The organism is Streptomyces sp. P17 (assembly GCF_032436805.1).
GTDB lineage: Bacteria > Actinomycetota > Actinomycetes > Streptomycetales > Streptomycetaceae > Streptomyces.
In genome coordinates this window covers 44,284-67,106 of sequence record NZ_JAVRBF010000012.1, presented here as the reverse complement: position 1 = coordinate 67,106, position 22,823 = coordinate 44,284, and the positions used below count along the sequence as shown (strand labels likewise).

Sequence of the window (22,823 nt, the reverse complement as noted above, 5' to 3'; positions counted from 1 at the left end):
TCGATCCGGCGCTCGTGGACCGCTCCCACGAGCGCCGGACCCGCAAGAAGAGAGAAGAGCAGGAAGAGGGCGACGTATTCGAGGACTGTGTTCATGCGGTAAGTCTCGTTCCCGGTGAACACTCATGACAGTGGCAGGACTGCCGTACACCCTCGAATTACTGCCACGAGGGTGGCACACTGGCGGTGTGCTGAAAAACGTGGCCGTCGCCCTGCTCGACGGCGTACACCCCTTCGAACTCGGCGTCGTCTGCGAGGTCTTCGGACTCGACCGCAGTGACCAGGGACTTCCCGTGTACGACTTCGCGGTCGTCTCGGCGGAGGGCCCGGCGCTGGCCACCCATGTCCCGGGGTTCACGGTCTCCACGCCATACGGACTCGACCGGCTCGACGAGGCCGATCTGATCGCCGTGCCGGCGGGCAGCGACTACATCGGCCGGGAGTATCCGCCCGCGCTGCTCGACGCCCTGGTGCGGGCCGTGGACCGGGGTGCCCGGGTGCTCAGCGTCTGTTCCGGTGTCTTCGTGCTCGGCGCGGCCGGGCTGCTGGACGGACGGCGCTGCGCCGTGCACTGGCGGCAGGCCGACGAGCTCGCCCGGCGCTGTCCGCGCGCGGTGATCGAACCCGATGTGCTGTACGTGGACGAGGACCCGGTGATCACCTCGGCGGGCACGGCCGCCGGGATCGACGCCTGTCTGCATCTCGTCCGCAAGGAGCATGGGGTGGAGGTCGCCAACGCCATCGCCCGGCGCATGGTGGTGCCACCGCACCGGGACGGCGGGCAGGCGCAGTACATCGACCGCCCGCTGCCCCGCTCCCAGTGCGACACGGTCGGCGACGTCCTGACCTGGATGGAGCGGCATCTCGACGAGGAGGTCACCGTCGAGCAGCTCGCCGACCTCGCGCACATGTCACCGCGCACCTTCGCCCGCCGCTTCCAGCAGGAGACGGGCACGACTCCCTACCGCTGGATCCTGCGCCAGCGCGTACTGCTGGCCCAGCAGTTGCTGGAGACGACGGACGAGACGGTGGACGCCGTCGCGAGCCGGACCGGGTTCGGCACCGCGGCGGCGCTGCGCCACCAGTTCGTCCGTGCCCTGGGGACCACCCCGAACGCCTACCGGCGCACCTTCCGGGGCCCGGAGGCGGCCTGAGCCGTCACCTGGGCACCGGCCTGAGCCGCAGGTTGTGCGGGCGCAGCGCGGCGGCGCTGCGCCACCAGTTCGTCCGTGCCCTGGGGACCACGCCGAACGCCTACCGGCGCACCTTCCGGGGCCCGGAGGCGGCCTGAGCCGTCACCTGGGCACCGGCCTGAGCAGCAGGTTGTGCGGGCGCAGAGTGATGCCCACCCGGGTGGTGTCGTTGGAACCGGACGCCTGCTCGAAGCGGTACTTCGTGGCCACCGCCGCCGTGATCAGCGTCAGCTGAGCCATGGAGAAGTGGTCGCTCGGGCACTTGCGGTTGCCCACGCTGAAGGGGCTCATGGCGTATTTCGGCACCTCCTTCACGCGTTCCGGAAGCCAGCGGTCGGGGTCGAACCGAAGGTTGTCCGCGTACGACTTCGCGTCACGCTGGATCGCATACGGGCTGTAGACGATGTCCGCGCCCGCCGGAATGCGATACCCGCCGAGCTCGGTGTCGGTGACCGCCCGGCGCGTCAATATCCAGACGGCCGGGCGCAAACGCATGGCCTCGACGACGACATTGTTCGTGTGCCGGAGCCCCCGGACATCCGCGAATGCGACGGGCCGGCCGCCGGTGACGGATTCGACCTCCGCGGCCACCCGGTCGGCGTGCTCGGGATGTTCCGCGAGTACTTGCAGGAGCCACATGATGGTGGAAGCGACCGTTTCGCTGCCGGGGGTGAGTATCGCGACGACCTGGTCGTGGATCTCCTGTTCCCCGATCGGCTCGCCATTCTCGTCCTTCGCCTCCAGCAAGGCCGTCAGCAAATCGTCCGGCTTTTGACCAGATGCCCGCCGCTCGGCGACGATCTCGTCGACCAGCAGATGCAAATCGGCCAGGGCCCGGTTGAATTTGCCGTTGGGCGGAAGCGGCAGCCGGTAGAGCGGTCCGGCCGGTATCACCATCCTGCGGTACATACCACGGAAGACGGTGGCGAGTGCAATGCACAGCCGTTCCGCCCGTTCGTCCATGTAGTCGCCGCGCAGCAGACAGCGGGCGGCGATCCGGACGGCCACCCGGAAGGACTCCGAGGTGCAGTCGATGGTCTCGCCGGGCCGCCAGCGCACGGTCAGCGCATGCGCCTCCTCCTCCATGATCGGCCCGTACGCGGGGATCGCGTCGAGCCGGAACGCGGGCTGGATGGTGCGCCGCTGCCGCCGGTGCCGGGGGCCGTTCGCGGTGGCCACACCCTCCTTGCCGAGCAGGCCTTCGAGGGACTCCCACAGCGGCCCGTCGATCTTGAAGTCGGTGCTGAGGGCCAGGGCGCCGGTGAGGTCCGGGGAGGTGACCGCGTACACCGTCTTCGGGCCCAGCTTCAGCCGGACGACATCCCCGTGCTCGCGCAGCGCCGCCATGAACGCGAGCGGGTCGCGCACCAGCTTCCAGCCGTGGCCGAGAAGCGGGACACCGCCGCCGGCGAAAGGCGGCTCACACAGCTCCGAATCCGCATATATCTGCGCTTCGGGCTTCACAGACTCGACGGTCATTTCTCACCTGCCGCTTCGTTGTTGACGTACGGGGGCGTGGACCGGTCGTCCCAGCTGTCGACCCTGTAACGGCCGGACTCGTGGTGGAACCAGTAGACGGTGCTGAACCAGTTCCGCATATTGCAGACACAGGCCCGTACGGCGGCACTCAATTCCTTTCCCCGCAGGGTGCCGTCGGCGAGATCGTCGGCGAGCCGAAGGGCGGACCGTTCGGCCACCAGGAATTCGGTAATGCATTCCTCGACGCGCCGCCTGACTTCCACCACCGCTTGTTCCAGAGTCAGCCCCAGGTGCTTTATGAGGCTGATTCCGAGATTGTGCACCTCGTCGCCCGCTATTTCCTTGGGCAGCGAGCAGAGGTCGTTGTACCAGGCGGCGAATTCCTGGCTCAGCAGCGCCGCCCGCCGATATGCCGGGTGTTTCCTCACCGAGTCCGGAAGTTCCCGCCCGGCGCTCGGCTCCAGCAGATCGGTCCAGATCCAGTGCGCGAAGGTGAGGCGGCGCAGGGCGAGGTAATCCTCGACGGTCGGGATGATTCCGTTCGTACGGTTGTGGAATTCCCGGTCGTACGCCTCGATCACCGCGTGGAAGTGCCGGGCGAACCGGGCGTTCCACGTCGACGGCAGGAACGAGTACAGCCGCACCATGCTGTCCGCGAACCCGGCCACCAGCGGATCCTCGTGGTGCAGGTGGTCCTCGGGAGAGTCGAGGGCCGCATGCAACCGGAACCTCAGCCGCCGCCAGGCGGACGGGCGGCGGTGCACGATGTCCCGGTCGTGCCGGTCGTCCCAGACGAAGAACCACGCGCTGTAGTCCGCAATCGCCTGCAGGACCTCGTCGGGGGCGCCAATGTAGTAGCCCGCCATCAGGTCGGTGTAGCAAAGACCGTCGGCATATTCCTCCACCTTGTCTGCCGGCATGAGCCGTTTTTCCAGCAGCCAGGTGCGGGTCTTCTCCTGAAGTCGGGGCCAATACGGGTGGAGTTGCCTGGGAAACGCCGCCTCGATCACCGGGAGGGAGAGCGATGGTGGGACCGCGACCGCCGTCGGCGTCGATGTGGTGCTGTGTGAGAAAGCATGCACGAACAAACCCCTCTCAGCCGCCAGTTACGCACACACCCCTCCCGCCGTGCCGGGCGTGCGCCGTTGCGTATCCCCGCACTTCCCATTCAGCACTACAACTGACCGATCTGGGAACGGATTTGCTTCATTCACTACCCCACAGTGCCGAGAATCTCCCCTTGTGTGACTGATTATGGATCACTAGCCGCGCACACGGGATCGAACGTGCGACGCACAGACGTACGGCGCCTGTTCAGGAAGGGGTTCCTGAACAGGCGCCGTACGTACGGGACTTGAGAGACCTTGCGGGGCGTCAGCCGTTCGCGACCACCGGGTAGCGAGGCTCGTTCTCGGCCATCTGCCGCAGCGCGTCCTTGCGCTCACGCTTGGAGAGCCGGTCGATGTACAGGTAGCCGTACAGGTGGTCGGTCTCGTGCTGCAAACAGCGCGCGAAGTAGCCTGTGCCGCGCACCTTGACCGGGTTGCCCTTCTCGTCCTGCCCGGTGACCTCGGCGTAGTCGGGCCGGGCGAGCGGCGCGTACGCGGTCGGCACGGACAGGCAGCCCTCGTTGCTGTCGTCGAGGCGGCGCTTGTCGGCGGGCAGGTCGACGAGCTTGGGGTTGCAGATGGCGCCGACATGCCGCACGCCCTGGTCGTCCTGGCAGTCGTAGACGAAGACCTTCAGGTCCACGCCGATCTGGTTGGCGGCCAGGCCCACGCCCTCGGCGGTGCGCTGCGAGGCGAACATGTCCGCGATCAGCTGGTCCAGCTCCGGGCCGAACTCGGTGACGTCCTTGCACTCCTTGTGGAGCACCGGGTTCCCGACGACGGTGATCGGCCGCGAGGTACCCCGCTCGCGCCAGGCGTTCTCGCGCTCCTCGGTCTCCTCGGTGTCGATGACGAAGCCCTCGTCGTCCACGGGGAGCACGCCCGCGTGCTGCTGATCGGTGTCCTGCTGCGCCATGACCGACGTATGCCTTCCTGGAAAACTGGGATTCGGTGCTGATACAGGGTACGGCGAGGTTTCAGCAGACCTCTTCCAGATCCCGCCAGTCCCGCGAATCAGGAGAGTCCGCAACCCACCCGTCCAAGAGCCCCCGAACCAGCGAAGCCGGCGCGGCCACCCCGCACTCCCGCTCCGGCACCCACAGCTGCCCGTCCGTCCGATGCCCCAGCGGCCCGGGGTGCCCCGGCTCGCTGTGGTCGTGCGGATCCAGATGCTCCCCGTCGCCCTCGTCCGAAGGCATCCGGGACTCGGAACAGGTCCGGCACAGCAGCCGTACCGAAGAGGACCAGTCCTCCGCCGCGAACCCGGCGTCCGCCGCGAGCTGCTCCAGCGCGTCCCGGTCCGCCTCGGTCGCCGCCTCCAGCAGCACCACCCAGGTCGGCACCGGAGAGGGCGCCCACAGCTCGATCTCGTCGAAGACGGGGTAGGCGTGCCCGGCCGCCGTGGTCCGCTCGCCGTGCGGTACTCCGTCGTGGAGGACGACCTCGCCCCAGCGCCGCCCGGACGACGGCAGCGGAATCGACAGCACCTCGATCCGGGCGGGATCCAGTCGGCGCCCCCACACCACCTCGGCCTCCCCCTCCGGGGACAGCCGTACGGCCGCGCTGCCCAGCTCCATACCGACCGGCTCGCCGGAGTCGGTCGCGCCGCCCGGCACCCGCAGTCCGTAGGCCTGCCAGGCCCGCCGGGCCAGCGGCCAGTCCTGCAGGGCGGTGGCCGCGATACCGACGTTCCACCAGTCGGGCGCCCCGGTCTCCCGGTCGAGCAGCGCCACGGCCCGCAGGCCCGCCGCCCGCGCCTGCTCCCAGTCGTGCCGGAACTTGTGCAGCAGGGCGAGATTGAACCAGGACTCGGACAGCCAGGGTTCCAGATCGGCGGCACGTGTCAGCAGCGCGCCCGCGTCCTCGTACCGACCGTCGCCGATCAGGGTGAACGCGCGGTCGGTGGCCTGCCGCCAGGAGGCGGAGGGCCGGTGCCGTCCCTTGCCGAAGATCCTCACGATTCCCGCCTGCCAGTTCCGTGGAGTGGGCCGGCTGTGCCCCCGGACAGCCTCTCGGAGACCCTCTCCCTTCGCATCCAACCACGTACCGCTGGAGGGGCGCTCATTACCCATGGGTTACCCCACTCGACCCAAGGTCAGACAGTCTCTTGACAGGACCCTGGCCAGCGCCTCGACGACGTCCGGGTCATAGTCCCCCGCGGTGCCCAGTCTCAGCTCCTCCAGCGCCGTCAGCGGCCCGCCGGGCCCGGTGCCCTGGGCCTTCTCGTCGTAGGCGTTCACCGTCCGTACGATCCGCGCGGCGACCGGCTGCTCCCGGCAGGGGTCGGCCTGGCGCTCGACGACCACGGCGACCGAGCCGTCGACGCCGGTCTGGCGGACGACGGCGCCGCCGAGGAGGGCGATCCTGCGCTGTTCGGCGGCGGGCAGGCCCGCGGTGGCGCCGGACGGGACCGGGTCGACCAGGCTGAGCTGTCCGATGTCGTGCATGAGGGCGGCGTACTCCAGCACGGTGAGCTCGGCCCCGGACAGGCCGAGGTCCCGGCCGACGGCGACGCTGAGCGCGGCGACCCTGCGGGCGTGTCCGGCCGGGGTGTAACCGGCGACCTCGGTGGCCCGGGCGAGGGAGGCGATGGTCTGGCGGTAGGTGGCGCGGACGGCGGCGTAGCGGCGGAAGGAGAGCTGGGTGAGCAGCAGGGGCAGACAGAACACGGGCAGCGCCCACAGCCCGACGACGGCCACCGCGAGCGCCATCACCGCGCCGGTCGCGCAGACGGCCGAGCCGATCCCGAGCAGGGCGCGCATCTCGTCCCTGAGCAGCGGGCCGAACGGCCATCCGGTCCTGGAGTGGGCGAGCGCGGCGGCGAGTACGGCGTCGCACAGGGCGGTGAGGGCGAGCAGCGCGAGCAGCAGCAGCGCGTAGGCGGCGCCGCTCCACTCCTCGAACGCGCCCCGGTTGTACAGGGGTTGGAAGCAGATCGCGGCGAAGCCGACGGTGAGCACACGCCGGGCCAGATGGTCGGGCTCCGGGCTGCGGCCACGCGCGATGTGCGGGACTCCGCCGAGGAGGGCGGCGGCGAGGACGATGGCGACGACCTGGAACACACCGTGGTGCGTGGGCTGCCCCGCGTCCTCGCCGAGCAGCGCGTACGACAGGGCGCCCGCGGCACCGAGCGGCGCGGCCTCCCGGACGTGGGCGCCGGTCCAGCGGGTGAACTCACCGACGGTGATGAGGAGCCCGAACGCCAGGGCGACGGGACGTTCCTCCAGGCCGTTCCAGAGGGTGGCGGCGAGCGAGACGGCGGCCAGCAGAGCTGCCGAGGCATGGATGAGGACGAGGATCCAGGTGGGCCGGGACGAGCTCATCGATGGGCTCCCGGCCGACCGGCGAGAGGGGCGCCGGGCGCCGGGACGCGCCCCTCGCCCGCGGTGACCTCCGGGTGCCATCCGTACCGCTCGATGACCCGCCCCAGCGCCGAGACCATCCGCGGGTCGAACTGCGTCCCCGCGCACCGCTCCAGTTCCTCCAGAGCCACGGGGACCGGCCGCGCCCGCCGGTAGGACCGGGTGGACGTCATCGCGTCGAAGGCGTCGGCGACGGCGACGACCCGCGCGGACTCCGGGATCTGCCCGCCCACGAGCCCGTACGGGTACCCGCTCCCGTCCAGCCGCTCATGGTGATGAAGTACGGCGGCCCGGGCCTCCCCGAGGAAGGAGATGCCCCGCACCATCTCGTGCCCGTACTCCGGGTGCAGCTCGATGATCCGCCGTTCCTCCGGGGTGAGCGGCCCGTCCTTGCGCAGCAGCCTCGTCGGCACCCCGAGTTTCCCCACGTCGTGCAGGATCCCGGCGAACCGCAGCACCTCCACGCGCTCGGTGTCCAGGCCCAGCTCGCGGGCGATCATCATCGAGGCCTGTCCGACGCGCTCGCTGTGTCCGCGGGTGTAGCCGTCCTTGATGTCGACGGCCTGCACCAGCGCCCGGATGGTGGCCTGATGGGCGGCCCGCTCCCGGTGGTACTGCGCGAACACCCACCAGGAGACGCACATCGGCAGCAGCACGAGCAGCGCGGCGACCGGGCCGTAGGGGCTACGCCAGAGGACGGCCATCATCAGCCCGGCGAGGCCGTGCACGGCGACAGGGGCGAGCGAGCGCAGGAACAGCCCGCGCCAGGCCCGGCGGACCGGCACCCGCTCGGCCAGGGCGAGGATGCCCCCGTCGAGCAGGGTGAGCGCCAGACAGAAGGCCAGGACCGCGGCCCCGGCGGGGAGCAGGGCGTACGGGAAGTCGGAGGCGACGACCGCGTCCCGCCCGTCCAGCGCCCAGTGCACCCGGGCGGCGGCCCACACGGCGAGCGCCAACTGGGCGGCCCGCCAGACCCGTCGTACGGGCGCGCCCTGGGAGAGCAGCGCTCCGGGTACCGCCACGAGGGCGGCGGCGGGCGGGGGCAGCAGGAAGGCGCCGGCGAGCAGCACGGGGTAGAAGGTGCCGGCGAAGCGCCGGCGGGCGATCTGCTCGCAGCCGGCGTACAGCGCGGCCAGGAGCGCGAGGGCCCACCAGGGCGTACGGATGCCCGGCAGCGGCAGCAGACAGAGCAGGGCACCGAGGGCGGCGCAGGCTACGTACACACGCGCCCGCGCGGGAATCCCCTCCATGAGCCCCTCCCCTGACCATGCCTGTTCCAGGCTCCGGAGCCTAGGGCGACCAGGGGGGAGAGTGCGGGCGTATCACCCGCTGATTAGCACGTTCGAGTGACGATCGGCCGTTCCCGGGGCGGGAGTTCAGGACTCCTGCGGGGTGATGGTGACGTCGTGCTCGGGGACGGCCTGCCCGGAGCGGATCAGATCGAGCCGCCCCAGGACCTTGGAGCGCAGGTCGGACGGTACGTCGTCATGTCCGCAGCACCGCTTGACCAGCTTCTTCACTGCCTCTTCGAGCCCGTACTTCTCCAGGCACGGCGAGCACTCCTGGAAGTGCTGCTTGAACTTGTCGCGGTCCACGTCCGGCATCTCGCTGTCGAGGAACTCGTAAAGGTGGTCGAGAACCTCGCTGCAGTCCGTCTCGTGATGCTCTCCGCAGCTCATGACCCCGAGCCTTTCGCTTCGTTCGACTCTCCGGCGCCCGCCGGGACCAGCCCGCGCTCACGGGCGTAGTCCTCGAGCATGCCGCGCAGTTGACGGCGGCCCCGGTGCAGCCGGGACATCACCGTACCGATGGGTGTCCCCATGATGTCCGCGATCTCCTTGTACGCAAAGCCCTCGACGTCCGCGAGATAGACGGCGATGCGGAATTCCTCGGGGATCGCCTGGAGGGCTTCCTTCACGTCCGAGTCGGGCAGATGGTCGAGCGCCTGCGACTCGGCGGAGCGCAGACCCGTCGACATGTGCGACTCGGCGCGGGCCAGCTGCCAGTCCTCGATCTCCTCGGCCGCGGAGCGCTGGGGTTCACGCTGCTTCTTGCGGTACGAGTTGATGAAGGTGTTGGTGAGGATCCGGTAGAGCCAGGCCTTCAGGTTGGTGCCCTCGCGGAACTGGTGGAAGGACGCGTACGCCTTGGCGTACGTCTCCTGCACCAGGTCCTCGGCGTCGGCCGGGTTGCGCGTCATGCGCAGGGCGGCCGAGTACATCTGGTCGAGGAATTCGAGCGCGTCCCGCTCGAAGCGCACATTGCGCTCGGCGGTGGTCTCCGCGGACGTGTCCGTACTCGCGCCCTGGCCCTCGGGCAACTCGGCCTGGCCGTTGTCGGTCCCTGCGTCGGTACCGGTGACCGGACCCACCTCCTCAAGATTCCGGGCAGCACCGAAGCCGGTGTCGCCAGAATCGGAGGATAGACGACTACCCGTTCCCGCCGCCCCTCGAATAGGAGCGGTCTTGGCCGAGTGCAGCACCGTCCAGTCCAGGTCAGTGCGGCTGCTGCGGGCCGGGCAGAAGGTCGAACCCATGCGGCGGACTTCCTCTCCTACGACGTCGGTGCTGGTGGCCAGCGCTTCTGTCCGCCTCAACAGTGGTCCGGGGCTCAACATTCCCGAAGCTTTACCCGAGTGACCCGGTCCACTGGGTCACGGCGTCGGTGACGATCGCCACGGCCTGCTCCTGGGTGATGTCCGCCTGCTTCGGCACGGCGAAGCCGTGGTCGCCGTGGGGCACCTCGACCAGTTCGTAGGAGCCGTCAGGGAACTCCTCCGGCTTGCCGAAGGGGTCGTTGTCGCCCTGGACGACGAGGGTGGGCACCCCGGAACCGAGCAGTTCCCCGGCACGGGACTTCTCCGGCCTGCCCGGCGGGTGCAGCGGGAAGCTGAGCGCGAGGACGGCGTGGGCGCCGAGTTCCGTGGCGGTACGGCAGGCGACACGGGCGCCGGCGCTGCGGCCGCCGGAGATCACCGGCAGGCCGGGCTTCGTCAGCGCGGGCCAGACGCCCCGCCAGCCGACGTCCAGTGTCTTCGGGGCGGGGGCGACCTTCTTTCCGGCCACCCGCCAGGGCTGCTCGACGAGGGCGACGGTCACCCCGTGCGCGGGCAGGACCTGGGCGAGCGCCTTCAGGTCCCGCGCCTCGATGCCCCCGCCCGCGCCATGGCTGACGGCGAGAACGAGCCGTGCCTTCTTCGCGCGGTGCCAGGTGATGCGGGCGTTCCCGGCCTCGGTGCTGATGATCTCGGTGGTCACTGTGCTCACATCAGAAGAGTGTGCCCTCCTCGGGCCCCTCCAGCTCCTTCAGCAGCTCCGGGCCGTTGTTGCGGACGTTGCTGACGGCGGTGGTCACCGGGTAGGCGCGCATCAGCCCGGCGGGCGGCGGGGCGAGCAGTTCGCGCAGGTCGTCGACGTCGGTGCGGGACGGGTCGAGCCAGGCGTCCCAGCGGTCCGGGGTGAGCATCAGCGGCATCCGGGGGTGGATCTCGGCCAGCGCGTGCGGGCCCTCGGCCGGGGCCACGGCGAGCGGGCTGGTCTCCGCCTCGGTGGTGATCACGGAGCAGGTCACCCACCAGGCCTGCGGATGGTCCTCGGGCAGGGTCTTGTCCCGCCAGAACTCGTAGAGACCGGCCATCGCGAAGACGGAGCCGTCGGCGGGGAGCACGAAGTACGGCTGCTTGCGCGGCCGCTTCTTCTTCCCCTCCTCCTCCAGGTCCCGCTCCTGCTTGCCGGTGACCCACTCGTAGTAGCCGTCGGCGGGCAGGATGCAGCGGCGGGCGGCGAAGGCCCGGCGGTACGACGGCTTCTCGTGCACCGTCTCCGCGCGGGCGTTGATCATCCGGGCGCCGCCCTCGGGGGTCTTCGCCCAGGAGGGGACGAGCCCCCACTTGAGCTTGCGCAGTTGCCGAACCGGCCGCTTCTCGTCCGCGTCCTTCAGAGGACGGTCCAGGACCGCGTAGACCTCTTTGGTCGGGGCCACGTTGTAGTCGGGCTCAAGAGTCTCCTCGGGCTCCCACTTCTCGATCTCAAAGATTCCTGCGAGATCCTCGGGCCTACGACTCGATGCATACCGTCCGCACATACGTGCCACACTGCCAGACTCCGTAGGAACAGAGGGAGCACCCCGGACACATGGACAGCAGCACAGCGACCTCTCTCTGGGACGAGCTCGTCGGCACCCAGAGCGACCCGGATGTGTGGGTCGTGATCGCCACCCTCGTCGCCGCCGTGGCGGTGGTCGTCCCGCAGGGCGTGTGGCGCCTCGCCCGCAACGCGATCACCATCGCCCACGAGGGGGGACACGGCCTGATCGCGCTGCTCACCGGCCGCCGGCTCACCGGCATACGGCTGCACTCCGACACCAGCGGCCTCACGGTCAGCCGAGGCAGACCCCACGGCCTCGGCATGATCCTCACGGCGGCCGCGGGCTACACGGCACCACCCCTGCTGGGCCTGGGCGGCGCGGCTCTGCTGGGCGCGGGCCGCATCACCTTGCTGCTGTGGCTGGCGACGGCCCTGCTCCTGGCGATGCTGGTGATGATCCGCAACGCGTACGGGGCCCTGACGGTCCTCCTGACGGGCGGAACCTTCGTGGTGGTCTCGTGGCTGGCGGGGCCGCAGGTGCAGGCGGCGTTCGCGTACGCGGTGGTGTGGTTCCTGTTGATCGGTGGGGTACGTCCCGCTTTTGAGCTACAGGCGAAGAGGGCGCGTGGGGGCGCCGGCGACTCGGACGCGGACCAGTTGTCGAGGTTGACGCATGTACCTGCGGGCCTGTGGCTGTTCCTGTTCCATGCGGTATCGCTGTGTTCGCTGATAGGCGGGGGACGGTGGCTGTTGGCCATGTGACGAGCCCCGAAGGGGCAAGTCACCAGGGGCGCGGGGCTGTATCGATGTGCGGCTCCGCCGCGTGGGCGCGACCAGCCACAATGGACCCGCAGCCGAAAGCCGACCCGCATCCCCCTGCCCACTAGAGTGGAACGCATGGCCCCGAACGACGCACAAAACGCCCTCTGGCCCGCCCCCCATGCGCGCGGTGCCGTCGAAGCGACCGTCCACGTGCCCGGGTCCAAGTCGGTCACGAACCGAGCCCTCGTGCTCGCAGCCCTCGCCAGCGAACCCGGCTGGCTCCGCCGCCCCCTCCGCTCCCGCGACACCCTCCTGATGGCCGGCGCCCTGCGCGCGATGGGCGTGGAGATCGAGGAGGGCGTGGGCCCCGACGGCTCCGGCGAGGCCTGGCGCGTCCTGCCCACCGGACTGCGGGGCCCCGCCACGGTGGACGTCGGCAACGCCGGGACCGTCATGCGCTTCCTGCCCCCCGTCGCGGCCCTCGCCGACGGCGACATCCGCTTCGACGGCGACCCGAGGTCGTACGAGCGCCCCCTGCACGGTGTGATCGACGCGCTGCGCGTCCTCGGTGCCCGGATCGACGACGACGGCCGGGGCGCGCTGCCGCTGACCGTGCACGGCGGCGGCGCCCTGGACGGCGGCCCCGTGGAGATCGACGCCTCGTCCTCGTCACAGTTCGTGTCGGCGCTGCTGCTGTCGGGCCCCCGCTTCAACCAGGGCGTCGAGGTCCGGCACACCGGCTCCACGCTGCCCTCCATGCCGCACATCCGGATGACGGTGGACATGCTGCGCGCGGTCGGCGCCCAGGTGGACACCCCCGAGTCGGGCGGCGAGCCGAACGTCTGGCGGGTCACGCCGGGCGCGCTGCTCGGCCGTGACCTCACCGTCGAGCCGGACCTGTCGAACGCCCAGCCGTTCCTGGCGGCCGCCCTGGTCACCGGCGGCAAGGTGATGATCCCCGACTGGCCGTCCCGTACCACCCAGCCCGGTGACCGGCTGCGCGAGATCTTCACCGAGATGGGCGGCTCCTGCGAACTGACCGAGTACGGCCTGGAGTTCACCGGCTCGGGTGCCGTCCACGGTATCGACGTGGACCTCGGCGATGTCGGCGAGCTGACCCCGGGCATCGCGGCGGTCGCCGCCCTCGCGGACTCCCCCTCGACCCTGCGGGGCGTGGCGCATCTGCGGCTGCACGAGACGGACCGGCTGGCCGCGCTCACCAAGGAGATCAACGAACTCGGCGGTGACGTCACCGAGACCGCCGACGGTCTGCACATCCGCCCGCGCCGACTGCACGGCGGCATCTTCCACACGTACGAGGACCACCGCATGGCGACCGCCGGCGCGATCATCGGCCTCGCGGTCGAGGGCGTGCAGATCGACAACGTGGCGACGACGGCCAAGACCCTGCCGGACTTCCCCGCACTGTGGGCCAGGATGCTCGGGAACTGACGGGCGGACCGGGATCATGCGCCGCTACGGCAAGCACACCGACGAGGACGACATCCGCAGCCGCCCGAACCGCAAGGGCAACCGGCCGCGTACCAACATCCGGCCCAAGCACGAGGAAGCGGTCGAGGGCATGGTCCTCACCGTGGACCGGGGCCGGCTGACCTGCCTGGTCGAGGACCGGGTCGTGATGGCGATGAAGGCCCGCGAACTGGGCCGCAAGGCCGCGGTGGTCGGCGACCGGGTGGCCATCGTCGGCGACCTCTCCGGCCAGAAGGACACCCTGGCCCGGATCGTCCGCATCGAGCCGCGCACCTCGGTGCTGCGTCGCACTGCGGACGACGACGACCCGTTCGAGCGCGTGGTCGTCGCCAACGCCGACCAACTGGCGATCGTCACCGCCCTCGCCGACCCCGAACCCCGCCCGCGCCTGATCGACCGCTGTCTTGTGGCCGCGTTCGACGGCGGCCTGACTCCCCTCCTGGTCCTGACGAAGTCGGACCTGGCCCAGCCCGACAAGCTGCTGGAGCTCTACGGCCACCTGGACATCCCGTACGTCGTCACCAGCCGCGAGGAGCTGGAGAACGGCGAAGCGGCGGAACGGGTGCACGCGGAACTGGACGGCAAGATCACGGCGTTCGTGGGGCACTCGGGCGTCGGCAAGACGACCCTGGTGAACGCGCTGGTGCCGGAGGAGCGGCGGCGGCTGACGGGCCAAGTGAACGCGGTGACGGGCCGAGGCCGGCATACGACGACCTCGGCGCTGGCCCTCCCCCTCGCCGGGACCGGCGGCTGGGTGGTCGACACCCCGGGTGTGCGGTCCTTCGGGCTCGCGCACATCGACCCGTCCCGCGTGATCCACGCCTTCCCGGACCTGGAATCGGGAACCGAGGGCTGCCCGCGCGCGTGCAGTCATGATGAGCCGGACTGCGCTCTCGACCAGTGGGTGGCCGAGGGTCACGCGGACCCGGCGCGGCTGTACTCACTGCGCAGGCTGCTGGCCACGAGGGAGCGCAAGGAAGGCGACTGACCTCCGCGTTGTTTGTCTCCACCCGAGTCCGGTAAGGGCATAATCGCACCGAGCCGGAACCAAGCCTGACCAAAGCCTGACGAAGCGGTCACAGTACGTGGGGATACGGGAGGACAGCACATGGCGTGGCTGCTGGTCGTTGTGGCGGGACTGCTCGAAACCGGGTTCGCCGTGTGTCTGAAACTCTCCCACGGCTTCACCAGACTCTGGCCGACGATCGCGTTCTGTATCTTCGCGCTCGGCAGCTTCGGTCTGCTGACCCTGTCCCTGAAGAAACTCGACGTCGGACCGGCGTACGCGGTGTGGACGGGCATCGGCGCGGCCGGCACCGCGATCTACGGAATGATCTTCCTCGGTGACATCGTCTCGACGCTGAAGATCGTCTCGATCAGCCTGGTGATCGTGGGGGTCATCGGACTGCAGCTGTCGGGGTCGGCGAACTAGGGGGTGTTTTGAAAGTCCTGTGCGGTGCCCGCGGTGTTCGGTGCGTGCCCTCGGCGTGCCGGACGAAGGCCCTCGTACTGGACGTACTTGGGTCTTTGGCCGGTGCGGCGAGGGTGCGTGCCGGGCGCCGTGGGTGCTGTGCGGGACTTTCAAAACACCCCCTAGGGGTCTTCAGGCCTGTAACTGCCGGTGCAGGGCGCCCCGTACGAGATCGGCCACGCCGCCCTCACCCGGCGGTGCCGACACACAGGACAACGCGATCCGGACGACGAGCTCGCAGGACCGGGCAAGCTCCCCGCTGTTGTTGGCCCCGGGGGCGGACAGGGCGGCCACGGCACGGTCGCGGACGATGGTCACGAAGTCGCCGGGTGAGGGCAGCGGGCCGTCGGCCCGGCGTTGGGCCGGTACCGCGGAGGAGGACGGGACGGGCGACAGGGTCGGCGAGGGCAGGCGCTCGCTCCAGCAGCCGGTGAGCATGGCGCGGACGAGGGCGTTGTCGCGAGCGACGGTGGTGGTCCACTCGGCGGTGGCGGTGAGCCGGTCCCGGGCGTCGGACTGCGTGTTCAACGCCCGCTCCACACCGGCGAGATAGGAATCGGCCTCCCGCCGCACAAGCGCCCGGGCGAGCCCCTCCTTGCTCCCGAACTCGTTGTAGAGGGTCTGCCGCGAAACCCCGGCCGCAGCGGCCACGTCCACCATCCGCACAGCCGACCACGACCGACGCGCAAGCGCCGTATAAGCGGCATCCAGCAGAGATTCCCGCGCTGCAGGCATCGTCGCCTCCCAGGGCCCCGGCTCTGCGCCCAGATTTGACGCGCGCGGAAGCACTGTCAAGGGTCCGCGAGCGCACAGCCCGGCGCCCTCCAGCCGGCAAGCGCCCCCAGACCCCCGCACCGTCCACACTCCGGCCCCGGTAGCCCCCTACGACCACCGGCAGATACCGTTCACGACATGCCCGACTACCTGGACGACCTCCGCCTCGCCCACGTCCTCGCGGACGCGGCAGACGCGGCCACCATGGACCGCTTCAAGGCCCTCGATCTCAAGGTCGAGACAAAGCCGGACATGACCCCGGTCAGCGAAGCGGACAAGGCGGCGGAAGAACTCATCCGCGGCCAGCTCCAGCGCGCCCGCCCGAGGGACGCCATCCTGGGCGAGGAGTACGGCATCGAGGGCACAGGACCGCGCCGCTGGGTCATCGACCCCATCGACGGCACCAAGAACTACGTCCGGGGCGTCCCCGTCTGGGCCACCCTCATCTCCCTGATGGAGGCGGGCGAGGGCGGCTACCAGCCCGTCGTCGGCGTCGTCTCCGCCCCCGCCCTGGGCCGCCGCTGGTGGGCCGCGAAGGGGCACGGCGCCTTCACCGGCCGGAGCCTCTCCTCCGCCACCCGGCTGAAGGTCTCCCGCGTCTCGAAGCTGAGCGACGCCTCCTTCGCGTACTCCTCGCTCACCGGCTGGGAGGACCAGGGCAGGCTGAACGGCTTCCTCGACCTCACCCGCGAGGTCTGGCGCACGCGCGCGTACGGCGACTTCTGGCCGTACATGATGGTCGCCGAGGGCTCGGTCGACATCTGCGCCGAGCCGGAGCTCTCGCTGTGGGACATGGCCGCCACCGCGATCGTCGTCACGGAGGCCGGCGGCACCTACACGGGCCTCGACGGCCGCCCGGGCCCGCACAGCGGCAATGCCGCCGCCTCCAACGGCCTGCTGCACGACGAGTTCCTGGGCTACCTCAACGAGCGCCACTGAGCTTCACGCGCCCTCTTGTTGACCCCCTCTTTGCCTGCCACTCTGAGAGTCCCGCCCCTTGTGAATTTGTGAAACGATGGACAAACGGCGGGGTACTCCTCAGGAGGTGGCTGCATCCATGCTCGTCCGCGACGCCATGAGCACCGTGGTCCTCACCATCGGCCCCACCCACACCCTTCGCCAGGCCGCCGCGCTGATGTCCGCCCGCAGGGTGGGCGCGGCCGTCGTCCTCGACCCCGACGCCGGCGGAATCGGCATCCTCACCGAACGCGACGTCCTCAACTCCGTAGGCCTGGGTCAGGACCCGGACGCGGAACACGCCCACGCCCACACCACCACCGACGTCGTCTTCGCGGCTCCGTCCTGGACCCTGGAGGAGGCGGCCCACGCGATGGCGCACGGCGGCTTCCGCCATCTGATCGTGCTCGATCACGACGAACCCGTCGGGATCGTGTCGGTCCGCGACATCATCCGCTGCTGGGCCCCGCTGCGGCAGAAGGTGCCGGCCTAGGGACGGGCGAACGGGCCGGCCCCCCTTCCTCAGGGGATCCGGCCCGCTTCGGCGAGCGATCCAGTGCTGGTGGGATTCTCAGCCGCGCAGGGCCTGGACCGCGGCCTCCAGCCGCTTGCCGAAGTCGTCGTCCGCGTTGCGGAAGTTGCCGATCGCCCGCTCGACGATGTCCTCGCGCGAGACCTTGGCGATGAAGCCGGCCAGGTTCTCGATCAGGCGCTCCTTCTCGTCCTCGGACATCAGCCGGTACAGGTTGCCGGCCTGCACGAAGTCGTCGTCCTCGGCGTGCACGGGCGCCGGGTGGTTGCCCGTGCCGCCGCCGAAACCGTCGTACGGCTGCCACAGCGGACGGCCGGTCTGGGCCGGGCCGCCGAAGCTGTTCGGCTCGTAGTTCTTCGCCCCGCCGTGGCGGCCGTCGTAGAGGAAGCCGTCGCGGGAGTTGGTGCGCGCCTCGGTGGCGTGCGGGCGGTTGACCGGCAGGTGGTCGGCGTTGATGCCGACGCGGTAGCGGTGGGCGTCGCCGTAGGCGAAGAGGCGGCCCTGGAGCATCTTGTCCGGGGACGGGCCGATGCCGGGCACGAAGTGCGCGGGGCTGAAGACCGACTGCTCGACCTCGGCGAAGATGTTCTCCGGGTTGCGGTTGAGCTCCAGCCTGCCGATCTCGATCGGCGGGTAGTCCTCGTGCGGCCACACCTTGGTGAGGTCGAACGGGTTGAAGCGGTACGTCGCCGCGTCCGCCGCCGGCATGATCTGCACCTGCACGGTCCAGCTCGGGAACTCCCCGCGCTCGATGGCGGTCCGCAGATCGCGCTGGTGCGAGTCGGGGTCCTTGCCCGCGAGCTCGTCGGCCTCGGCCTGCGTGAGGTTCTTGATGCCCTGGTCGGTCTTGAAGTGGTACTTGACCCAGAAGACCTCGCCGGCCTCGTTGTTCCACTGGTAGGTGTGCGAGCCGTAGCCGTTCATGTGGCGGTACGAGGCGGGGATGCCGCGGTCGCCGAAGAGCCAGGTCACCTGGTGCGTGGACTCCGGGCTCAGGCTCCAGAAGTCCCAGACGTTGTCCGCCTCGGTGGAACCGGTGTACGGGTCGCGCTTCTGGGTGTGGATGAAGTCCGGGAACTTGATGGCGTCCTTGATGAAGAACACCGGGGTGTTGTTCCCGACGAGGTCGTAGTTGCCCTCCTCGGTGTAGAACTTCAGCGCCCAGCCACGCGGGTCGCGCACCGCGTCGGCCGCGCCGAGGTTGCCCGCGACGGTGGAGAACCGCAGGAAGGTCTCGGTCCGCTTGCCGACCTCGGAGAGGAACCTGGCGCGCGTGTACGGGGTCACATCGGCGGTCACCGTGAAGGTGCCGTACGCACCCGCGCCGCGGGCGTGCACCACACGCTCCGGGATGCGCTCACGGTTGAAGTGGGCCAGCTTCTCCAGAAGGAGCTGGTCCTGCACGAGCACGGGGCCACCGACGCCCGCGGTCTCGCTGTTCTGGTTGTCGGCCACCGGTGCGCCGGCCTCCGTAGTGAGCGGTCCCTGTGTCACGTGTGCCTCCTGCGCCATTCCTTGCCGTACCTGTCCCTTGGCTAAAGCCGTTCCCGATCCTACAATGGACAATGTCTAAGTCAAATAAAGTTCCAAAGTCACATCCATTCGGGATCTGGTCCCCTTGCTGTTAGGCTGTTGGCCATGAGCGACCTTCTGGAACGGCTGCGCGGACGTGGATGGCGGATGACCGCGCAGCGGCGTGTCGTGGCCGAGGTCCTCGACGGCGAACACGTCCACCTGACGGCCGACGAGGTCCACGCCAGGGCTGTCGCCAAGCTGCCCGAGATCTCCCGCGCGACCGTCTACAACACGCTGGGCGAGCTGGTCACCCTCGGCGAGGTGCTTGAGGTCGCCACCGACAAGCGCGCCAAGCGGTACGACCCGAACGCGCACCGTCCGCACCACCACCTGGTGTGTGCCCGGTGCGGCGCGATCCGGGACGTCCACCCGACCGGCAACCCGCTCGCCGACCTCCCCTCCTCGGAGCGCTTCGGCTTCACGGTCTCCGACGTCGAGGTGACCTACCGCGGCCTCTGCCCGAACTGCGCGGCGGCCGCGTAACCAGACGCCCGCGAGGAGCCCCGGCACCGAGTGATCGGTGCCGGGGCTTTTTGCCGCCCGGGTACGCGACCTTCCGGTATCTGACTGGCCGTCATATCGCTGGCGGCACCCACCAGTCCGTTCCGCACTCCGCGGGGAGACAGCAGTGGGAGAGCCGTATCCGAAAGTCCGCGTACACGACCTGACCCGCACGTTTCGGCAGAGGCCCGGGGGCGGTCGCAGCCCCTGGCCCCCTCGATCTGACCATCGCCCGCGGCGAGTTCGTCTGCCTGGTAGGCCCGTCGGGCTGCGGCAAGTCGACGCTCCTGCGCATCGCCGCGGGCCTGCTCCGCCCCGGCACGGGCCGCCTGGAGATTTCCGCGCGCTGTTCCAGAACGACGTGATGTTCGTGGGCATCGTGTGCGTGGCGGCCATGGGCGTGGCCTTCTCCGAGCCGGTCCGCCTGGCGGGCCGTCTGCTCACCCCCTGGGCACCGAGGGACCGAGGAAGGGGCCAGTCGTGAACATGCGGGTCTACGGCGCCGTACTCGCGCTGCTCGCGGTGGCGGCCTGTTCCTCGCCGTACGCAGGGGATGCGGCGCCCGGGGCGGACGTCGGAGGCCGGACGACCAGCCCGGTCGAGGGCTGCGGATCCTCATCGTGGACCGACCCCAGGGACCGCTCCCCGAACCGGGCACCGGCCCGCTGCCGGCCGGGCGCCCCGCCGGCCCGGCCGCCGGCGGAACGGCGGAGCCTGACGATCGCGACGGGCACCCTGAGCGCGGAGTACGTGGCACCGCTCCAGGTCGACCTCGACAAGGGCGGCGGCGTGGACTCGGCGTGGCTGCTGGACCCGGTGTGGCGCAGGGTGGACGGCACACCCGGGTACGCGTTCCTGGGCGGCCAGCCGAGGGGCGAGCCGCTGGGCGGCATGCTGTACGGCCGGGTGCTGCTGCAGGAGGACGTGGATGCCGGGGTGGCGCTGCTGAGGGCGTACATCCGGACGCTGAATTCGTACTTCGCGTCGGACTACAAGGCGGATGAGACCTTTGTCACGTATTTGGCGAAGCTGCTGAAGACGGACAAGGAAGTCCTGAGCTCAACTCCGCCCCTCCGTATGGACTGGGAGATCCGCGCGGGCACGACAGCGCGTCTGCAGTCGGCGGCCAAAGCGCGGGCGCGACGACGGGTTCAGCGCTTCCCGAGTCGAAGACGGTGACAGGCGCCCTGTACGAGGAGGCGGTGGGCCACCGCGGTTGAAAACACCGAGGGCCGGAACCCTTTCGGATTCCGGCCCTCGGCCTTCAGTAGCGGGGACAGGATTTGAACCTGCGACCTCTGGGTTATGAGCCCAGCGAGCTACCGAGCTGCTCCACCCCGCGTCGATGAATGCAACGTTACGTCAAGGACGCGGACAGAAGCAAATCGCTCAACGGCGTCACGCCGACAGCTCCTCTCGTAGCGCGTCCCGCAACCGTGCCGCGCGCTCCGCAACCTCCCCCGGCCCCAGCGCCACGGCCCGGTCGGCCCATCGCTGCCCCTCCGCCAGCTCCCCGCGACGCGCGTAGACCAGGGCCAGCCGCAGCGCCGCCCGACCGTGCCCGGCATCGGCGGCCCGGGTCCACCACACCGCCGCCTCAGGCTCACTCCCCTCCCGAGCGAGCAGCAGCCCGAGATTGAAGGCGCCATTGCGCGACCCGGCCTCCGCGGCCTCGCGGTACCACCGGGCCGCCTCCACGACATCGCCCCGCGCGGCGGCGAGCATCCCCACCCGCACCTGCGCCCGGCGGTGCCCCTGCCCGGCCGCCCGCTCGTACCACTCCTCGCACTCGCTCTTCTCGTGCACGGACTCCCCGAGCTCATGCGCGGGCGTCGGCGGCCGCCGGGCGTCGAGCACGGTGGCCAGCCGGTACGCGGCCTCCGCGCTGCCGCCCCCCGCGGCGCACCGAAGATGCCGCTCGGCCCCGCCTTCGTCGCCGTCCCGCAACCGAGCGATACCGACCTGAAGCGCGGCCTCCGTATGACCGGCGGCCGCCGCCCGCTCGTACCACCGCAGGGCGACGCCGTCCTCGCCCCGCCCGGCGAACAGAATCCCCAGGTTGAAGGCGGCATCCACACTCCCCGCCTCCGCCGCCTTGGAGAACCACGGCTCGGCGCCGGCGGTGTCGCCGCCCTGGAGCAGCAGAATCGCGAGCGCGTTGGCCGCCTCCCGGTGCCCGGCGTACGCCGCACGCCGGTACCACTGCTCCGCCTGCGCGGTCCGTCCCTGTTCGGCGCAGAGCAGCCCGAGGTTGTAGGCGCCGTTCACATCACCGGCGTCCATCGCGGCCCGGTACCAGCGCTCGGCGGTCTGGGTCTCGCCCCGCTCGGCATGCAGCGCGCCCAGCGCGTTCGCGGCGTTCCCGTCCCCCTCCTGCGCGGCCCGCAGCCACCACACGGCGGCGCTCTCGGTGTCTCCCGCGTCCCGCAGCAGGAACCCGAGCGCACAGGCGGCCCGCGCCTCGCCGTCCTTGGCGGACGTCAGATACCAGCGCCCGGCCTCCTTGAGCTCACCGCGCCGCTCAAGGATCGCCCCGAGATGCAGCGCGGCCCGCCGGTGCCCGCGCGCGGCGGCCTGCCGGTACCACTGCTCGGCCTCCTCCGCGGCGGACGCGTCCTCGTCAGCACCGGCATCGACACCGTTGTCACCATCGGCCTCCCCCGCGCCCCGCCGGTCCAGCGCTCGCGCCAGCCGGTACGCGGCCTCCCGGTGCCCCCGCTCGGCGGCGGCCCGCATCCACTGCTCGGCCCCGGAGTCCCCGCGGTGCTCCAGCAGATCGGCGAGCGCGTACGCGCCCAGCGCATGCCCCTGCTCGGCGGACTGCCGCAGCCAGTACTCGGCGGCCGGCTCGTCCCCGCGCTCGCGGTGATGACGTCCCAACGCGTGCGCGGCCGCGGCCGATCCGGCGACGGCGGCGATGCGCCACCAGCCCGCCGCCTCGTCGGCGTACCCACGCTGATGAAGGAGGACTCCCAGATTGTTCGCGGCGGCACGGTCCCCCGCGGCGGTGGCGGCACGCAACTGGGGCTCGGCTCCGTCGAGATCACCGCGGCGCAGCAGCAGCGAGCCGAAGACGCTCATCGCCTCGACATCGCCGGCCTCGGCGGCGAGCCGCAGGCGCAGCTCCTCGGCAGCCTCACCGGCTTCGTCCCGGTCGGAAGACTGCACAAAACGCCCTGTCTCCAACAGAGTTGCCTTGTCCCCCATAACGTCCATCGTCGCACCACCTGCAACCTGGGTACACCTGGTATACCGCAGCCAGTGAGGTCACTTCAGCGTTTTGTCGACATGCCCACAGAGAGACAAGTCAAACACAGTTCTGCCAACTCCCCACAGCGGCACGGCCGTACCGCCCCTCGGCACATGCGTTCGCACATCACGAAGGCCCGGATCCCTGTGAGGATCCGGGCCTTCGCTTTCAGTAGCGGGGACAGGATTTGAACCTGCGACCTCTGGGTTATGAGCCCAGCGAGCTACCGAGCTGCTCCACCCCGCGCCGTTGTGTTTGAACACTATCACGGCGCGAGACGGGC

Annotated in this window: 21 protein-coding genes, 2 tRNA genes and 3 pseudogenes; 11 read left to right on the top strand and 15 right to left on the bottom strand. The window is 70.4% G+C overall.

Annotation, left to right across the window (positions count from 1 at the left end):
- Positions 1 to 187 precede the first annotated feature (187 nt).
- On the top strand, positions 188 to 1,153 hold the full coding sequence (locus RMT89_RS10255) for a helix-turn-helix domain-containing protein (protein ID WP_315883497.1): 966 nt from the start codon (positions 188 to 190) through the stop codon (positions 1,151 to 1,153).
- Positions 1,154 to 1,294: 141 nt separating this feature from the next.
- Here the strand turns inward: RMT89_RS10255 and RMT89_RS10250 are convergent, their stop codons facing one another.
- From RMT89_RS10250 to RMT89_RS10205, 10 genes are all read right to left on the bottom strand, one after another.
- A complete protein-coding gene (locus tag RMT89_RS10250; protein ID WP_315883496.1) occupies positions 1,295 to 2,671 on the bottom strand; it encodes a cytochrome P450 in 1,377 nt (458 codons plus the stop codon).
- Positions 2,668 to 3,753, bottom strand: coding sequence for an epi-isozizaene synthase (gene cyc1 / locus RMT89_RS10245; protein ID WP_315883495.1), 1,086 nt, complete (start codon positions 3,751 to 3,753; stop codon positions 2,668 to 2,670). The genes RMT89_RS10250 and cyc1 overlap by 4 nt, the downstream gene beginning before the upstream one ends.
- Before the next feature lie 292 nt (positions 3,754 to 4,045).
- On the bottom strand, positions 4,046 to 4,696 hold the full coding sequence (gene def / locus RMT89_RS10240) for a peptide deformylase (protein ID WP_315883494.1): 651 nt from the start codon (positions 4,694 to 4,696) through the stop codon (positions 4,046 to 4,048).
- A 61-nt stretch (positions 4,697 to 4,757) separates the two neighbouring features.
- Positions 4,758 to 5,738 (bottom strand): tetratricopeptide repeat domain-containing protein, encoded by a 981-nt coding sequence (locus tag RMT89_RS10235; protein ID WP_015657916.1) that lies wholly within the window; start codon positions 5,736 to 5,738, stop codon positions 4,758 to 4,760.
- Positions 5,739 to 5,855: 117 nt separating this feature from the next.
- A complete protein-coding gene (locus tag RMT89_RS10230) occupies positions 5,856 to 7,103 on the bottom strand; it encodes a metal-dependent phosphohydrolase (RefSeq protein ID WP_315883493.1) in 1,248 nt (415 codons plus the stop codon).
- Positions 7,100 to 8,392, bottom strand: coding sequence for an HD domain-containing phosphohydrolase (locus RMT89_RS10225; RefSeq protein WP_315883492.1), 1,293 nt, complete (start codon positions 8,390 to 8,392; stop codon positions 7,100 to 7,102). The genes RMT89_RS10230 and RMT89_RS10225 overlap by 4 nt, the downstream gene beginning before the upstream one ends.
- A gap of 126 nt (positions 8,393 to 8,518) precedes the next feature.
- Entirely contained in the window at positions 8,519 to 8,821 is a 303-nt protein-coding gene (gene rsrA / locus RMT89_RS10220; RefSeq protein WP_315883491.1) for a mycothiol system anti-sigma-R factor, read from the bottom strand.
- On the bottom strand, positions 8,818 to 9,513 hold the full coding sequence (locus RMT89_RS10215) for a sigma-70 family RNA polymerase sigma factor (protein WP_315883568.1): 696 nt from the start codon (positions 9,511 to 9,513) through the stop codon (positions 8,818 to 8,820). The genes rsrA and RMT89_RS10215 overlap by 4 nt, the downstream gene beginning before the upstream one ends.
- 256 nt (positions 9,514 to 9,769) lie before the next feature.
- A complete protein-coding gene (locus tag RMT89_RS10210) occupies positions 9,770 to 10,399 on the bottom strand; it encodes an alpha/beta family hydrolase (protein WP_315883567.1) in 630 nt (209 codons plus the stop codon).
- A gap of 10 nt (positions 10,400 to 10,409) precedes the next feature.
- Positions 10,410 to 11,225: an SOS response-associated peptidase gene (locus tag RMT89_RS10205; protein ID WP_315883490.1), complete on the bottom strand. Its 816-nt coding sequence runs from the start codon at positions 11,223 to 11,225 to the stop codon at positions 10,410 to 10,412.
- Between the two features lie 50 nt (positions 11,226 to 11,275).
- On the opposite strand from RMT89_RS10205, the gene RMT89_RS10200 reads away from it, so the two are divergent.
- The 4 genes from RMT89_RS10200 (at position 11,276) to RMT89_RS10185 (ending at position 14,912) form a co-directional block, all read left to right on the top strand.
- The gene (locus tag RMT89_RS10200) at positions 11,276 to 11,989 is read left to right on the top strand and encodes a M50 family metallopeptidase (protein ID WP_315883489.1); all 714 of its coding nucleotides are present in this window, start codon (positions 11,276 to 11,278) and stop codon (positions 11,987 to 11,989) included.
- Positions 11,990 to 12,124: 135 nt separating this feature from the next.
- Positions 12,125 to 13,441: a 3-phosphoshikimate 1-carboxyvinyltransferase gene (gene aroA / locus RMT89_RS10195; RefSeq protein WP_315883488.1), complete on the top strand. Its 1,317-nt coding sequence runs from the start codon at positions 12,125 to 12,127 to the stop codon at positions 13,439 to 13,441.
- Positions 13,442 to 13,457: 16 nt separating this feature from the next.
- A complete protein-coding gene (gene rsgA / locus RMT89_RS10190) occupies positions 13,458 to 14,468 on the top strand; it encodes a ribosome small subunit-dependent GTPase A (protein ID WP_315883487.1) in 1,011 nt (336 codons plus the stop codon).
- 120 nt (positions 14,469 to 14,588) lie between these two features.
- Positions 14,589 to 14,912, top strand: coding sequence for a multidrug efflux SMR transporter (locus tag RMT89_RS10185; protein ID WP_315883486.1), 324 nt, complete (start codon positions 14,589 to 14,591; stop codon positions 14,910 to 14,912).
- 171 nt (positions 14,913 to 15,083) lie between these two features.
- Here the strand turns inward: RMT89_RS10185 and RMT89_RS10180 are convergent, their stop codons facing one another.
- A complete protein-coding gene (locus RMT89_RS10180; RefSeq protein ID WP_315883485.1) occupies positions 15,084 to 15,686 on the bottom strand; it encodes a TetR/AcrR family transcriptional regulator in 603 nt (200 codons plus the stop codon).
- A 177-nt stretch (positions 15,687 to 15,863) separates the two neighbouring features.
- Between RMT89_RS10180 and hisN the strand changes: the two genes are divergently transcribed.
- Both hisN and RMT89_RS10170 read left to right on the top strand, forming a co-directional pair.
- Complete coding sequence (gene hisN, locus RMT89_RS10175) at positions 15,864 to 16,664, top strand: histidinol-phosphatase (RefSeq protein WP_315883484.1); 801 nt, start codon at positions 15,864 to 15,866, stop codon at positions 16,662 to 16,664.
- A gap of 118 nt (positions 16,665 to 16,782) precedes the next feature.
- Complete coding sequence (locus RMT89_RS10170; RefSeq protein ID WP_315883566.1) at positions 16,783 to 17,175, top strand: CBS domain-containing protein; 393 nt, start codon at positions 16,783 to 16,785, stop codon at positions 17,173 to 17,175.
- A gap of 78 nt (positions 17,176 to 17,253) precedes the next feature.
- On the opposite strand, the gene RMT89_RS10165 is transcribed toward RMT89_RS10170, so the two are convergent.
- Complete coding sequence (locus tag RMT89_RS10165) at positions 17,254 to 18,726, bottom strand: catalase (RefSeq protein ID WP_315883483.1); 1,473 nt, start codon at positions 18,724 to 18,726, stop codon at positions 17,254 to 17,256.
- Positions 18,727 to 18,852: 126 nt separating this feature from the next.
- Between RMT89_RS10165 and RMT89_RS10160 the strand changes: the two genes are divergently transcribed.
- The 4 genes and pseudogenes from RMT89_RS10160 to RMT89_RS10145 all read left to right on the top strand — a co-directional run bounded on the left by RMT89_RS10160 (position 18,853) and on the right by RMT89_RS10145 (position 20,510).
- Complete coding sequence (locus RMT89_RS10160) at positions 18,853 to 19,272, top strand: Fur family transcriptional regulator (RefSeq protein ID WP_315883482.1); 420 nt, start codon at positions 18,853 to 18,855, stop codon at positions 19,270 to 19,272.
- 145 nt (positions 19,273 to 19,417) lie between these two features.
- Positions 19,418 to 19,646 (top strand): annotated as a pseudogene (locus RMT89_RS10155) (ATP-binding cassette domain-containing protein); the annotation flags it as partial.
- Positions 19,625 to 19,774: pseudogene (locus RMT89_RS10150) on the top strand (ABC transporter permease); the annotation flags it as partial. The pseudogenes RMT89_RS10155 and RMT89_RS10150, both read left to right, overlap by 22 nt.
- Positions 19,775 to 19,776: 2 nt before the next feature.
- Positions 19,777 to 20,510: pseudogene (locus RMT89_RS10145) on the top strand (hypothetical protein).
- A 48-nt stretch (positions 20,511 to 20,558) separates the two neighbouring features.
- Here RMT89_RS10145 and RMT89_RS10140 read toward each other — a convergent pair.
- From RMT89_RS10140 to RMT89_RS10130, 3 genes are all read right to left on the bottom strand, one after another.
- Positions 20,559 to 20,632, bottom strand: a tRNA-Met gene (locus RMT89_RS10140).
- 56 nt (positions 20,633 to 20,688) lie between these two features.
- Positions 20,689 to 22,506 carry a tetratricopeptide repeat protein gene (locus RMT89_RS10135; RefSeq protein WP_315883481.1) on the bottom strand — a complete coding sequence of 606 codons (1,818 nt, stop codon included), beginning with the start codon at positions 22,504 to 22,506 and terminating at the stop codon, positions 20,689 to 20,691.
- Positions 22,507 to 22,712: 206 nt separating this feature from the next.
- A tRNA-Met gene (locus RMT89_RS10130) sits at positions 22,713 to 22,786 on the bottom strand.
- Between the last annotated feature and the right edge of the window lie 37 nt (positions 22,787 to 22,823).

Excerpts from the sequence above, each read along its gene's own strand:
- RMT89_RS10185 (WP_315883486.1), top strand. The coding sequence starts at position 14,589 with ATGGCGTGGCTGCTGGTCGTTGTGGCGGGACTGCTCGAAACCGGGTTC.
- def (WP_315883494.1), bottom strand. The coding sequence starts at position 4,696 with ATGGCGCAGCAGGACACCGATCAGCAGCACGCGGGCGTGCTCCCCGTG.
- RMT89_RS10160 (WP_315883482.1), top strand. The coding sequence starts at position 18,853 with ATGAGCGACCTTCTGGAACGGCTGCGCGGACGTGGATGGCGGATGACC.
- RMT89_RS10180 (WP_315883485.1), bottom strand. The coding sequence starts at position 15,686 with ATGCCTGCAGCGCGGGAATCTCTGCTGGATGCCGCTTATACGGCGCTT.
- RMT89_RS10135 (WP_315883481.1), bottom strand. The coding sequence starts at position 22,506 with ATGGACGTTATGGGGGACAAGGCAACTCTGTTGGAGACAGGGCGTTTT.
- RMT89_RS10165 (WP_315883483.1), bottom strand. The coding sequence starts at position 18,726 with ATGGCGCAGGAGGCACACGTGACACAGGGACCGCTCACTACGGAGGCC.
- RMT89_RS10170 (WP_315883566.1), top strand. The coding sequence starts at position 16,783 with ATGCTCGTCCGCGACGCCATGAGCACCGTGGTCCTCACCATCGGCCCC.
- rsrA (WP_315883491.1), bottom strand. The coding sequence starts at position 8,821 with ATGAGCTGCGGAGAGCATCACGAGACGGACTGCAGCGAGGTTCTCGAC.
- RMT89_RS10230 (WP_315883493.1), bottom strand. The coding sequence starts at position 7,103 with ATGAGCTCGTCCCGGCCCACCTGGATCCTCGTCCTCATCCATGCCTCG.
- RMT89_RS10225 (WP_315883492.1), bottom strand. The coding sequence starts at position 8,392 with ATGGAGGGGATTCCCGCGCGGGCGCGTGTGTACGTAGCCTGCGCCGCC.
- RMT89_RS10205 (WP_315883490.1), bottom strand. The coding sequence starts at position 11,225 with ATGTGCGGACGGTATGCATCGAGTCGTAGGCCCGAGGATCTCGCAGGA.
- rsgA (WP_315883487.1), top strand. The coding sequence starts at position 13,458 with ATGCGCCGCTACGGCAAGCACACCGACGAGGACGACATCCGCAGCCGC.
- RMT89_RS10250 (WP_315883496.1), bottom strand. The coding sequence starts at position 2,671 with ATGACCGTCGAGTCTGTGAAGCCCGAAGCGCAGATATATGCGGATTCG.
- hisN (WP_315883484.1), top strand. The coding sequence starts at position 15,864 with ATGCCCGACTACCTGGACGACCTCCGCCTCGCCCACGTCCTCGCGGAC.
- RMT89_RS10200 (WP_315883489.1), top strand. The coding sequence starts at position 11,276 with ATGGACAGCAGCACAGCGACCTCTCTCTGGGACGAGCTCGTCGGCACC.
- aroA (WP_315883488.1), top strand. The coding sequence starts at position 12,125 with ATGGCCCCGAACGACGCACAAAACGCCCTCTGGCCCGCCCCCCATGCG.